This is a genomic window from Planosporangium mesophilum, from assembly GCF_016863255.1.
GTDB classification, from domain to species: Bacteria; Actinomycetota; Actinomycetes; order Mycobacteriales; family Micromonosporaceae; genus Planosporangium; species Planosporangium mesophilum.
The window spans coordinates 233,798-246,614 of the sequence record NZ_BOON01000017.1; the positions used below are offsets into that span (position 1 = coordinate 233,798).

At 72.2% G+C, this 12,817-nt stretch carries 11 protein-coding genes; 9 read left to right on the plus strand and 2 right to left on the minus strand.

Annotated features, from left to right (window positions below; all coding sequences use genetic code 11):
* The first annotated feature begins 62 nt into the window (after positions 1-62).
* The 4 genes from Pme01_RS09795 (at position 63) to Pme01_RS09810 (ending at position 4,315) form a co-directional block, all read left to right on the plus strand.
* The gene (locus Pme01_RS09795; RefSeq protein ID WP_168113736.1) at positions 63-1,493 is read left to right on the plus strand and encodes a GuaB1 family IMP dehydrogenase-related protein; all 1,431 of its coding nucleotides are present in this window, start codon (positions 63-65) and stop codon (positions 1,491-1,493) included.
* An 88-nt stretch (positions 1,494-1,581) separates the two neighbouring features.
* Complete coding sequence (locus Pme01_RS09800; RefSeq protein WP_168113737.1) at positions 1,582-2,286, plus strand: phosphocholine cytidylyltransferase family protein; 705 nt, start codon at positions 1,582-1,584, stop codon at positions 2,284-2,286.
* Positions 2,283-3,005: a CDP-alcohol phosphatidyltransferase family protein gene (locus Pme01_RS09805; protein WP_168113738.1), complete on the plus strand. Its 723-nt coding sequence runs from the start codon at positions 2,283-2,285 to the stop codon at positions 3,003-3,005. The genes Pme01_RS09800 and Pme01_RS09805 overlap by 4 nt, the downstream gene beginning before the upstream one ends.
* A 14-nt stretch (positions 3,006-3,019) precedes the next feature.
* Positions 3,020-4,315, plus strand: a complete 1,296-nt coding sequence (locus tag Pme01_RS09810) for an MATE family efflux transporter (RefSeq protein ID WP_168113739.1) — start codon at positions 3,020-3,022, stop codon at positions 4,313-4,315.
* 43 nt (positions 4,316-4,358) lie between these two features.
* Here Pme01_RS09810 and Pme01_RS09815 read toward each other — a convergent pair whose 3' ends face one another.
* Together Pme01_RS09815 and Pme01_RS09820 are read right to left on the minus strand one after the other, a co-directional pair.
* Entirely contained in the window at positions 4,359-5,798 is a 1,440-nt protein-coding gene (locus Pme01_RS09815) for an O-antigen ligase family protein (protein ID WP_168113740.1), read from the minus strand.
* On the minus strand, positions 5,795-6,949 hold the full coding sequence (locus tag Pme01_RS09820; RefSeq protein ID WP_168114075.1) for a glycosyltransferase: 1,155 nt from the start codon (positions 6,947-6,949) through the stop codon (positions 5,795-5,797). The genes Pme01_RS09815 and Pme01_RS09820 overlap by 4 nt, the downstream gene beginning before the upstream one ends.
* Positions 6,950-7,010: 61 nt before the next feature.
* On the opposite strand from Pme01_RS09820, the gene Pme01_RS09825 reads away from it, so the two are divergent.
* From Pme01_RS09825 to Pme01_RS09845, 5 genes are all read left to right on the plus strand, one after another.
* Entirely contained in the window at positions 7,011-7,871 is an 861-nt protein-coding gene (locus tag Pme01_RS09825) for an Fpg/Nei family DNA glycosylase (protein ID WP_168113741.1), read from the plus strand.
* Between the two features lie 15 nt (positions 7,872-7,886).
* Positions 7,887-9,428 carry a DUF2142 domain-containing protein gene (locus tag Pme01_RS09830; protein ID WP_168113742.1) on the plus strand — a complete coding sequence of 514 codons (1,542 nt, stop codon included), beginning with the start codon at positions 7,887-7,889 and terminating at the stop codon, positions 9,426-9,428.
* 236 nt (positions 9,429-9,664) lie between these two features.
* Positions 9,665-11,158 carry a sugar transferase gene (locus Pme01_RS09835; protein WP_168113743.1) on the plus strand — a complete coding sequence of 498 codons (1,494 nt, stop codon included), beginning with the start codon at positions 9,665-9,667 and terminating at the stop codon, positions 11,156-11,158.
* 63 nt (positions 11,159-11,221) lie between these two features.
* Complete coding sequence (locus tag Pme01_RS09840) at positions 11,222-12,433, plus strand: sensor histidine kinase (RefSeq protein ID WP_168113744.1); 1,212 nt, start codon at positions 11,222-11,224, stop codon at positions 12,431-12,433.
* Positions 12,430-12,817 (plus strand): LytR/AlgR family response regulator transcription factor (locus Pme01_RS09845; RefSeq protein ID WP_239088112.1); only part of this gene is annotated, 388 nt, incomplete at its 3' end. The genes Pme01_RS09840 and Pme01_RS09845, both read left to right, overlap by 4 nt.

Genomic DNA, 12,817 nt, shown 5'->3' on the forward strand with positions numbered 1-12,817 from the left:
TGACGGGCGACTCGCCGGAGGTGCCCGGGGATGCACCCGGGGACCTGGCAATACTGGACAGCATGCAGTTCCTGTCCAAGGCCGCGTACGACCTGACCTACGACGATGTCTTCATGGTGCCCTCCCGCTCCAGCGTGGAGTCGCGCCTCGACGTCGACCTGTCGAGCAGCGACGGCACCGGTACGACAATCCCGCTCCTGGTCGCCAACATGACCGCCGTCGCCGGCCGGCGGATGGCGGAGACGGTCGCGCGCCGGGGCGGCCTCGCGATCATCCCGCAGGACATCCCGGTCGACGTCGTGGCCGACGTGGTGGGCTGGATCAAGCGCCGCCACCTGGTACACGACACCCCGATCACGCTGAGCCCGGGCGACACCGTCTCGCAGGCCCTCGCGCTGCTGCCCAAGCGGGCCCACGGCGCGGTCGTGGTCGTGGAGGACGGCCGCCCGGTCGGCATCGTGACCGAGTACGACTGTGCCGACGTCGACCGCTTCACCCAGCTCGGCGCGGTGATGTCCCGCGACCTGCTCACGCTGCCGGCGGACATCGTCCCCGAGGACGCCTTCGAGCGCCTCCAGGCCGGCCACCACCGGCTGGCGCCGGTCGTCGACGACAGCGGCGCGCTGGTCGGCATCCTGACCCGCAAGGCCGCCCTGCGGGCGACCCTCTACCGCCCCGCCGTCGACGACGACGGACGGCTGCGGGTCGCGGCCGCGATCGGCATCAACGGCGACGTGGCCGGCCGCGCCGACAAGCTGCTGGCCGCCGGCATCGACGTCCTGGTCGTGGACACCGCGCACGGCCACCAGGAGCGGATGATCTCCGCGCTGCGGTCGGTCCGGGCGCTGCGGCCCGCGGTACCGGTGGCGGCCGGCAACGTCGTCACGGCGGCCGGGGTACGCGACCTGATCGCGGCCGGCGCCGACATCGTGAAGGTCGGCGTCGGGCCCGGCGCGATGTGCACAACCCGGATGATGACCGGGGTGGGGCGTCCGCAGTTCTCCGCCGTCCTCGAGTGCTCGCAGCAGGCCCGGGAGCTGGGCGGACACGTCTGGGCGGACGGCGGGGTACGGCATCCGAGGGACGTCGCCCTGGCGCTCGCGGCAGGCGCCTCCAACGTCATGATCGGCTCCTGGCTGGCCGGCACGCACGAGTCGCCGGGCGACCCGCAGCGCGACGCCGACGGCCGGCTGTACAAGGAGAACTTCGGGATGGCCTCGGCGCGCGCCGTCAGCCGCCGCACCTCGGACGAGACCCCGTACGACCGGGCCCGCAAGGCCCTGTTCGAGGAGGGGATCTCGACCTCCCGGATGTACCTCGATCCGCGCCGTCCCGGCGTCGAGGACATCATCGACGAGATCGTGGCCGGCATCCGCAGCGCGTGCACGTACGCGGGCGCCCGTTCCCTCGCCGAACTGCACGAACGTGCGCTGATCGGGGTACAGAGCGCCGCCGGGTACGCCGAGGGGAAGCCGCTGTCGACCAGTTGGTGACCGGTACCGGCCCGATCCCGCCACGCGATATCCTGCCTCGCGTCCGATGGGGGACGGACATCCGTCTCGACGTGAAGGGAAGTACCACGTGGCGATCAACGTGGTGATCCTGGCCGCTGGCCTGGGCACCCGGCTCGGCCGTCCCCACCCGAAGCCGCTGACCCCGCTGGCCGACGGGCGCAGCATCCTGCGCCAGCAGCTGGACCATCTGACGAAGACCTTCGATCCGCGCCCGCACGTCACGATCGTGGTCGGGTACAAGATGGATCTGATCATGGAGGCCGCCGCGTCGGACGCCGCGTTCGTCTACAACGAGCTGTACGACCAGACCGGCACCGCCAAGAGCCTGCTCAAGGCGCTGCGGCTGGCCCCGCCCGGCGGGGTGCTGTGGCTCAACGGCGACGTCGTGTTCGTACCCGGCCTGCTCGACGCGCTGCTGCCGCACATCGAGGCCGGCCGCAGCCTCGTCGCCGTGAACACGGCGAGCGTCGCCGACGAAGAGGTCAAGTACACCCTCGACGGCGACGGGTACGTCCGCGAACTGTCCAAGAAGGTCGTCGGCGGGCTGGGCGAGGCGGTCGGGATCAACTACATCGCACCGGCCGACCGCGCCGTGCTCGTCGAGCACCTCGAAAGCTGCCCGGACAACGAGTACTTCGAGTACGGGCTGGAGACCGCGATCGCGGAGGCCGGCCTGCGCGTCACGGCCGTCGACATCTCCCGCTACGGCTGCGTCGAGGTCGACTTCGAGCCCGACCTCGACCGGGCCAACGCGCTGGACGGCCACCGGTGACCGCCACGGCTCAAGCGACCCGGCACACGGCGGCCGACTTCCTGGCCCGCAACCGGGGCGGGGGGCTCTTCACCGAGACGATCAACCAGCGGATCGGCGCGCACCTGTCGGTGGCGGCCGAGCGCCTCGGGCTCCCGCCGACCGCGCTGACCCTGGCCAACTTCGTCCTCGGCCTCGCCGCCGCGGTGCTGGTCGTGCTGGCCGCCCCGGCGATGGCCGGCGGCCGGGTGTCGGCGCTGCTGATCGGGCTGGTCGCGCTGGTGCTGTGGCAGTTGGCGTACTCGCTCGACTGCGCCGACGGCCAGCTGGCCCGGGTGACCGGCCAGGCCAGCCCCGCCGGTGCCCGGCTCGACATCCTGTGCGACGTCGCGCTGCAGATCGCGCTGGTCGCGGCGGTGGCGAGCGTCGCGCACGCCTACGACCCGGACACCCCGACCTGGCTGGTCGCCGCGTTCGCCGGTACCTGGATGGTCAACCTGGTCACCTCCGCGCTCCAGCAGGGGGCGGCGGCCGCCAGCCTCGTCACCAGCCGTTCAACCGCAGTTCGCCTGATCAAGTTGGTGCGCGACTACGGTGCCGTGGTGACCGTGATCGGATTGACGCTCGCCCTGGTACCGGCCTGGACGGTCTGGCTGATGGCCGCGTTCACCCTGGTCAACGGCGGGTTCCTGCTCGCCAGCGTGGTGGCGTCCGCCCGGGCGAGCCTGAACCGGGGCTGATCGGGGTGCGCGGCGTGCGCCGGGTGGGCGCCGGGCTGGCCGACCAGTTCGTGGTGGCCTGCGCCAACGCGGGCAACACCCTACTGGCGCTGCTGCTGCTGGACCGGCATCGCTCCGGCGTCATGCTGCAGTCGCTGGCGCTGGCCTACGTCGTCATGTACCTCAACCGGGCGTTCGTCGGCGATGTGCTGCTGGCGCTCGCCTCCCGGTACGACGGTGAGCGCCGCGACCGCCTGGTCCGCAACGGCCTGGCCACCGCCACCGCGTTCGCGGCCGTCTCCGCCGTCGTGCTGCTCGGGTTCTGGGCATTCTGGCCGCGCGGCGACGTCAACCTGACCGACCTGATCTGGGTCGCACCGTTCCTGCCGGTACTGCTGCTGCAGGACACCGGGCGGTCCAGCTACCTAGCCGACCGGCAGCCGGCGAAGGCTCTCGCGAACGACCTGGTCGCGGTCGGTACGCAGGCGGTCGCGGTAACGGTCCTGCTGCTCGCCGGGGTGCCTACCGCCGGCGGACTGTTCGTCTGCTGGGGGCTCGGTGCGGCCGTGGGTGCGGCCGGGTACCTGCTCCGCACCGGCCACCGCCCCTGGCAGGGCAGGCCGCTGCGGTGGGTCGCCGAGACGCGGCACCTGTCCGGCTGGTTCAGCGCGACCGCGGTCATCGGGCAGTTCCAGGTGCTCGCCGTGACCTTCCTGGTCAGCCACCAGCTCAATCCGGTGGCCCTGTCCGGCCTGCGGGGTGCGCAGACGGCTCTGCTCCAGCCGGTACAGAACTTCGTGACGGCCGTCCAGGGGCTCGTCGTACCGCGGGCCTCCCGGCTGGCCCGGGACGCCGCCCGGCCGGCCGACGAAGGGGTACGCGCCGCCACCGAGCTGCGCCGGCTGACCCGGAAGCTGGCGCTGGCGTTCACCGCGCTGGCCGTCGTCATGGTGCTGGTGGTGTGGCCGCTGGCCGTGTTCGTGCTGGGGCGCTTCGACAAGTTCGCCGACATCGCCAAGCTGGCCCTGCCGATGGCCCTGCAGGCCGCCGTCTACCTGGTCCAGGTGCCGTTCACGGCGGCGCTGCGGGCGATGCACCGGGCCCGGATGCTGTTCCTGCAGTACGTGGTCTTCACGACCACGAGCATCATCGGGCTGCTGGTCGGCGCCGGCACGCGCGGGCTGGAAGGCGCCGCCTGGGGCCTGACGGCCGGTGCGGCCGCCGGGCTGATGGTGATGGTCGGCCTGTACCGGTACTCGCTGCGCTACCTGGGCGAGCCCGAGCCCGACCGCTCCGGGGAGCCGGAAGAGCCCGCCGCCATTCCCGCATGACCCTGAAGGATTCTCCGCGTCGGGACACGGAGATCCTTCAGGATCATGGAACGAGGGCGTGTTCGGGCTCGGAGTGCTGCCCAGCGAGGGCGGGGCGCAGAACCAGCCAGGCCTCGCCGGCGACCAGCAGGATCCAGAGGGTGCCGCCGGTACCGCCGAGCAGCCAGTCGGCGGTGGCGATCGTCGGTACCGCCCCGACGGCGGTCACGGTGAGCCAGGCGGGCGCCTTCCGCCCGTCCCGGGTGCCCCGCCAGGCGTGTACGAGCAGCAGGCCGAGGCCGAGCAGGAAGGCCAGCTCACCCAGTACGCCACCGCGGCGCAGGGCGCCGACGGCCGCGTTGTCGGTGGTCAGGTCGAGCGGCTTCTCGCCGGCCAGGTGGCCGTCGTCGGCGCGGTGCACCACGGCCCGGACCGTCTTCGTGTCGCCGAAGAGCTTCTCGGCGACGGGCCCGTCCACCCACTCCCGCCCGACCTGCCGCCAGGTGTCGGTACGGCCGCTGGTGATGTCGGCGCCCGCGTAGCGCTCCTTGAACAGGAAGCCCTTCCCGCCCGAGGCCACCAGCACGAGCGCGAGCACCACGAACGGCACCGCCGCCGCGACCCAGACCCGCCGGTACTCCGGCAGGCCGTCGCCGCGTCGGCGCAGCAGCAGGTACCCGTGGACCACCGCCGCGACGCCGAAGTACATGAAGCCGGTACGGGAGTTGGTGACGTACACGACCCCGCCGGCCAGCAGCGTCACCGCGATCCGCTGCCACACCGCGAACGCCCGGTCCACCCCGATCCGGGTGGCCACCACGATCGCGATCAGGGCCAGTGAGTTGGGGTGGTACAGCAGCCACGGGCCGCCCCAGAACCGGTGCACCATCACCTCGGTGCCCCAGCCGCTCGGCGGTACGACGTGCCGGTGCTGGAACAGGTTGCCCGAACCGGACACGAACAGCAGCGCGATCGCCAGTGCGAACGCGCCGGCGATGCCGACCGACAGGTCACGGCCCCGGTCCCGGCGCGCGCTGGCGATCACGGCCAGCACCGCGAGGCCGAAGACCCCGGCGTACGCGAGCCGCTGCGCCCCGATCCCGAGCCGGACGGCGAGCAGTGCCCCGACCACGCCGAGGATCCAGTACGCCACGCCCAGCCAGGTGGTGCCGAGCCGGGACGACACCCGCAGGTCACGCAGCCACGGCCAGGACCAGACGGCGAAGACGACCCCCTCCACCGCCAGCAGCGGCCAGACCAGCCAGCGGGCGTACCCCAGCGAGGTCCAGCTCAGCATCCCGGCGAGTACGAAGAAGCCGCCGGTGACCAGGCCGCGCAGGGTCAGACCGGGCAGGGTGGTGACGAACCAGGCGATCGCGGCGGCGAGCGCACCGGCGACCAGGGCCCCCGACGCGTACAGCGCGGAGTGGCTGTGGGCGAACTCCACGACCGCGCACGCGAGCGCCAGAACGGCGCCGGCGCCGACCGCGAGCCTGTTCGTCACTTCGCTACCTCTCCGTAGATGTCGATCAGCTTCCGGACCAGCACGTCGGGGGCGAAGCTCTGCTCGTACCGTCGTCTGGCGGTTGTGGCGAGACCGGCCGCAGCCGCGTGCGCGGCCTTGAGCCCGGCGGCGATCGCGCCCGCCTCCGGCTCCACGACCCAGCCGGCGTCGCCGACCAGGTAGGGGATCCCGCCCATGGTCGTGCCCAGGACCGGCCGCCCGGAGGCGAGGGCCTCCAGGATGATCGTGGGGAGTACGTCGTGCCAGGCGGACGGCGCCACGACGCAGGCCGCGGCGGCGATCTGGGCCAGCGTGGCGGGCCGGTCCAGCGGGCCGAGGTAGGTCACGTCGGCGCGGGAGGCCGCGACCGACTCGGCGAGCGGGCGCAGGGGGCCGTCGCCGGCGATCCGCAGCGTGCCGAGCTCACCCTCGGCGTGCCCGAGCCAGGCGTCGAGCAGCAGGCCGAGCCCCTTCTCCGGGGACAGCCGGGCGGCGAACAGGAAGCCGGAGCCGGGCGTACCGGCGGGCTGCCCCGGGTCGGGGATGGCGTTCGGCTTGACGCTGATCCGGTCGGCCGGGATGCCGTAGTCGCGCAGGTGGTCGGCGATGGCCGAGGTCAGGGCGACGTACCGGTCGACCGACCGCCAGGTGCCCCGGTGGACCGCCAGGGTGGTCGCCATGATCGCGCTCTGCGGGCGGGAACCGCGGTAGCAGGCGTGCCGGATCGCGGGCAGGCCGAACGCCCGGCCCCGGCAGTCGTGGCAGACGTGGCCGTCGCGGAAGTACAGCCCGGGTGCGCAGACCTGCCGGTAGTTGTGCACGGTCTGGACCACCGGTACGCCGTGCTTGTGCGCCGTGCGGACCACCCACGGCGACAGCAGCGGGTACGGGTTGTGCAGGTGCAGCACGTCCGGCTTCTCGGTGCGCAGCAGCTCGGCGAGCGCGCGCTGCGAGGGGCCGTTGTAGATCGGGGACAGCGGCAGCAGCGCCTTCTGCCCGGCCGGCAGCCCACCGATCTCGTCGGAGCTGCGCAGGAACGGGGCGACGGTGACGCCGGCCGCGCGTAGCTGCGCGATCTCGGCGTCGACGATGACATTCTCGCCGGAGGGCGCAGCTGCGGCGTACCGGTTGTGCGCGACGACGACCTTCAGACCGGGCTTCATGGCGACGATGAGCCTACGGCAGCGCCGTGATCTCGGGCAGACTGAACGGGTGCCCGAACTCCCCGAGGTCACCGCCCTCGCCGCCTACCTGCGCGAGCGGGCGGTCGGACGCCGCGTGAACCGCGCCGAGGTGTCCGCCATCAGTGCGCTCAAGACGTACGACCCGCCGGCCGGCGCGCTGGCCGGCGCCGAGGTCACCGACGCGACCCGGCACGGTAAGTACCTGGACGTCGTCTTCGACGGCGGTCTCCATCTCGTCGTCCATCTCGCGCGGGCCGGCTGGCTGCAGTACCGGGAGGAGTTTCCCGGTACCACCCCGCTCAAGCCCGGCAAGGGGCCGATCGCGCTGCGGGTACGCCTCGACGACGGCTCGGGCTTCGACCTGACCGAGGCCGGTACCCAGAAGAAGCTCGCGGTCTACCTCGTTCCCGACCCCGCGCTGGTGCCCGGGGTGGCGAAGCTGGGTCCGGACGCTCTGACCGCCCCGCCGGACGTGTTCGCTGATCGGATCCGGGGCCGGCGCGGGCAGGTCAAGGGGGTGCTGACCGACCAGTCGGTGCTCGCCGGCGTCGGCAACGCGTACTCCGACGAGATCCTGCACCGGGCGAAGCTGTCGCCGTTCGCGATCACCGACCGGATCCCCGACGAGGCGATGGCCCGGCTGTACGAGGCCACCCACGAGGTGCTGACCGACGCGGTGGAGCGCTCGGTGGGCCAGAAGGCGGCCACGCTGAAGTCCGAGAAGCGGTCGGGGCTCGCGGTGCACGCCCGTACCGGCCTGCCCTGCCCGGTCTGCGGCGACACGATCCGGGAGGTGTCGTTCGCCGACTCGAGCCTCCAGTACTGCCCGACCTGCCAGACCGGGGGCAAGCCGCTCGCGGACCGCCGGCTGTCCCGCCTCGTCCGGTAGCCGTACCCTGTCGGGGTGCCGCACCCACGCCGGGTCTTCCTGCTTGCGTTCGCCGCGTTTTTCCTGATGTCGGCGTCGTGGGCGCTCGCGCTGCCGGTCAACGGGACCTACGACGAGAAGCACCACGTCGTGCGGGCCTACGCCGTGGTGACCGGCCACTGGCTCCCCGACGGCCCCGCGTCCGACGGCACCACGTTCGGCAGTGAGGGCTTCGACGTACCGGCGAGCCTGCTCCCCGGCAACGTCAACTGCGCCGTGGGGGAGAAGAACCGGGGGCCGGCGGACTGCCAGACCCCGACCGGCAGCCGGGAGACGGTCCGGGTCCCGAGCGCCGCCGCGCGGTACTCCCCCGTGTACTACCTGCCGGTCGGGCTGCCGCTGCTGGTGAGCCCCGACGGTACCGGCGTCGTGCTGGCCCGGCTGGTGTCCGCGCTGGTCTCGGCGCTGCTGCTGGCCGCCGCGGTGGCGACGGCGGTACGGCTGCGCAGCCGCCTGCTGGTGGCCGGCGTCGCGCTGGTCGCCACCCCGATGGCGATGAACCTGAACGGCTCGGTCAACCCCAACGGCATCGAGATCGCCGCCGGGGTGCTGCTGTTCGTCGCGCTCTCGGCGCTGCTGCGCGGTGTGGTGACCCGCCGGCTGCTGGTACTCACCGGGATCGCCGCGGCGCTGCTGCTGACCGTGCGCCAACTCGGCCCGGTCCTGCTCGCCGTCGACGTCGCCGCCTGCGCGCTGCTGGCCGGCCGGGGCCGGGTGGTCGAGCTGTGGCGTTCCCGGTCCGCGCGCGCGATCCTGGGCGGCTTCGGCCTCGTCGGGGTGGTGGTCGTCGTGGCCTGGATGGCAGGATCGGGCGGCGCGGACACCGGCGCCATCCCGGAGCGCGGGATCGGCGGTGATCTCGCGGGCCGGATCCTCTCCGACCGGGTGCCGTTCTACCTACGCCAGGTCGTGGGCCAGTTCGGGTACGGCGAGGTCACGATCTCGCCGGCCGCGATCGGTCTCTGGTACCTGCTGCTGGCCGCGGTGGTGGTACCGGCGCTGGTGCGGTCCGGGTGGCGGCTGCGGCTGGTCGTCGCCGGCCTGCTCGCGTTCTGCGCGGCGCTGCTGGTCGCCCTGGACTGGCACTTCGCGCCGCTGAGCGGCTGGTTCGCGCACGGGCGGTACGCGCTGCCCACGGCGGTGGGGGTGGTACTGCTCACCGCGCTGTACCGCCGCGGCGACGGTCCACGGTGGCTGGCGCTCGCGCTCGTCGTGGCCACCGTGCCGGTGCACCTGTACGCGCTGGCCCGGGCCATCACCCGGTTCTCCGGTGGACTCGACGCGTCGCTGAACCCGTTCGCCGGACCGTGGCAACCGGCCGGTGGCGCGGCGGTACCGCTGTTGGTGGCGGTGGTCGGCCTGTCCGCGCTCGTGGGTGTGAGCTTGGTCACGGAGCGTGGTCGGATTGTCGACCCTGGTACCGTTTCCGGCGAGCTGGATAACGGAAGCGTCACGCCGGTCGAACGGAGCGCGAAGACGGGTACGAGGGCCTCGACAACCGAGACTACGAGCCATTAGTGTCGGTCGGTCGTCACCTATCGTCCCCTACGAGAAAGCACACTGAGGGGCGCCGTGAACGATTTGTCGCCTCAGCGGCGGAATCGACGCTCAGTGATGGGTTGTATGAACGCACGGGCGGGCAAGGGTACCGGTCGGACCGTTCCCCTTGGCCTAGGTTCGCCGTGGCCCGGGAGGACACCCAAGTGACCACGAGCCTGCAACGTCCGGCGAGCGGACCGAGCCGGAGAACCAACGTGCGGGAGCTTGACAGCTTCGAGATCATCCCCGAGGCGCCACAGACGTCCAACGGGATCCCCCGGTCGGCGTGGTTCCGTACCCGCCGCCGCGCCACCTGGTACCGCTCCTACGCGGGCCTGCTGGTCGTGTTCGACTACGTCGCCGTCGCGCTGGCCAGCTTCACCGCCAGCTCCACTCTCGGCCAGTCGGCCTCCGGCTTCCAGCAGAACCTGGGCCTGTTCAGTCTGATCAAGTACGTGCTGCTGCCGCTGGGCTGGCTGGTCGTGCTGTGGGCACACGGCTCCTACGACCGGCGCTACACCGGTGTCGGCACGGACGAGTTCAAGCAGGTGTTCCGCGCCTCCTGGACGATGATCGCGATCGTGTCGTTCCTGGCCTTCGCCACCAAGACGGACCTTTCGCGGCTCTCGGTCGGCATCGCGCTGGTCGGCGCGCTCGTCTTCATCCTGATCCTGCGGTACCTCGCCCGTAAGGTGCTCTACCTGGCGCGCGGCAACGGCCTGGCCACGCACCGGCTGCTGCTGGTCGGCACGGTGCCGGAGACGATGGAGGTCTACTCCACCATCACCCGCAGCCCGCAGGCCGGACTCGTACCGGTGGGCATCCACGCCACCGAGGGGTACACGACCCAGCGCAAGGAGCCCCCGGTGCCGGTCTTCGCCGGGCGGGACGTGGTCGCGCTGGTCCGTGAACTGGGCGCCGACACCATCGCGGTGTGCGGTTCGGCCAGCACCGAGCCGGGCGAGCTCCGGCGCCTCGCGTGGCAGCTGGAGGGTACCGGCGTCGACCTGGTCGTGGCGCCGCAGCTGACCGACATCGCCGGCCCCCGGGTGCACATCCGCCCCGTCGAGGGCCTGCCGCTGCTCTACGTCGAAGAGCCGACCCTCTCCGGTCTGGCGTGGCTCTTCAAGAACCTCATCGACCGGATGGTGGCGCTCATCGGCCTGGTCGTCCTGCTGCCGGTGTTCATCGCGATCGCCGTCGCGATCCGGATCTCCGACCCCGGCCCGGTCTTCTTCCGACAGGCCCGGGTGGGTCGGGAGGGCGGCACCTTCCGGGTCTGGAAGTTCCGGACCATGTACACCGACGCCGAGGAACGGGTCGCGGAGCTGGAGGACATGAACGAGACCGACGGTCTCCTTTTCAAGATCCGCAACGATCCGCGGGTGTTCCCGGTCGGCAAGTTCCTCCGCGCCACCTCCCTTGACGAGCTTCCTCAGCTCATCAACGTGCTGATCGGGGAGATGTCCCTGGTCGGGCCACGCCCGCTGCCCGCGGAGGACGGCGACTTCCTCGGTGACGTGCGCCGCCGGCTGCTGGTACGCCCCGGCATCACCGGGCTCTGGCAGGTCTCCGGTCGCAGCGACCTGTCCTGGGACGACGCCGTCCGGCTCGACCTGTACTACGTCGACAACTGGTCGCTGGTGCTCGACCTGCACACGCTGTGGCGCACCGTCGGAGCCGTGCTGCGCCGCAAGGGCGCGTACTGAGCCCCGGGGTTATTGACCTGACGGTGGTTGTGCCGATCGCGGCGGGCGGGTGACTATCCAGCCGTGCTGGCTAACCTCTCGGCCGCGCTGGCGGTCCTGGCGCTGCTCGCCGCGCTCGTCGGCGCGGTGTACGCGGTGGTGCGGCTGCGGGCCCGACGGGGGATCGCCACCGCCACCCAGCGCGCCACCTACGAGGTGCTGCACATCGGGGCCCTCGCGGCCGAACCGCTCCAGGCCGGCCTCAGCTCGGCTGCGGCCGGCAAGGCCGTACGCCACCTGCGTACCCTCACCGGCGCCGTCGGCTTCGCGATCGCCTCGGCCGACGGGATCCTGGCCTTCGACGGCGAGGGCGACCACCACCGGGCGGAGTTGGAGGCGGCCGTCGCGAAGGTCGTCAGCGCGGGGCGGTCGGTCGTGCTGGGTACCGATGAACTCCCCTGTGACCTGGTCGACTGTGTGGTGCGCGGTGCGGTCGTGGTACCGATCGACCGGGGCGGCACCCAGGGCGCGTTGGTCGCGGTAAGTCACGGACCGGTCGCTCCAGGGCTGGTACAGGCGACCGTCGAGACCGGGCGCTGGGTCGCGGCTCAGCTCGCACTGGCAGAGTTGGACTCCTCGCGAGCCCGGCTCGCCCGCGCCGAGGTACGCGCCCTGCGCGCCCAGATCAGCCCGCACTTCATCTACAACGCCCTGACGGCGATCGCGTCGTTCGTCCGTACCGACCCGGAGCGGGCCCGGGAGCTGATCCTCGAGTTCGCCGAGTTCACCCGGTACTCGTTCCGAGCGCACGGTGAGTTCACCACCCTCGCGGAGGAGCTGCGCTCGATCGACCGGTACCTGACGATCGAGCGGGCCCGGTTCGGCGAGCGGCTACAGGTACGCCTGCAGATCGCCCCCGAGGTGCTGCCGGTCGGTCTGCCGTTCCTGTGCCTGCAACCCCTGGTGGAGAACGCCGTCCGGCACGGGTTGTCGCGCAAGCCGGGGGTCGGCATGATCAGCATCGTCGCCCTCGACGCGGGCGCCGAGTGCCACCTCACCGTCGAGGACGACGGCGTGGGCATGGACCCGTCGGTCCTCGGCGGGCCGGCCTCGGCCGAGGACGAGGCGACCGAATCCGGCCAGCACGTGGGGCTGAGCAACGTGGACGACCGGCTGCGGTCGGTCTTCGGCGACGAGTTCGGACTCGTGGTCGAGACCGCGCCGGGCGCCGGGACGAAGGTGAGCATGCGGATACCGAAGTTCCATCCGGTGGTACGGGCCCGGAGCGCGACGTGAACGCGGCCGTCGACTATCCCCAGACTGCGCCGGCAAGCCTGCGGGTCCTCGCCGTCGACGACGAACCACCGGCCCTGGACGAGTTGGCCTTTCTGCTGCGCGCGGACCCGCGGGTGGCGAAGGTGACCACCGCCACGGACGCGACCGAGGCGCTGCGGGTACTGCGCGACACCGACGTCGACGCGGTGTTCCTCGACATCCGGATGCCCGGCCTGGACGGGATGGAGCTGGCCCGGCTGCTCGCCCGGTTCGCCAAGCCACCCGCGATCGTGTTCGTCACCGCGTACGACGACCGCGCCGCCGAGGCGTTCGACCTCGGCGTGACCGACTACGTGCGCAAGCCGGTACAGGCCGACCGCGTCGCCGAGTCGCTGCGGCGGGGGG

Excerpts from the sequence above, each read along its gene's own strand:
- Pme01_RS09795 (WP_168113736.1), top strand. The coding sequence starts at position 63 with ATGCAGTTCCTGTCCAAGGCCGCGTACGACCTGACCTACGACGATGTC.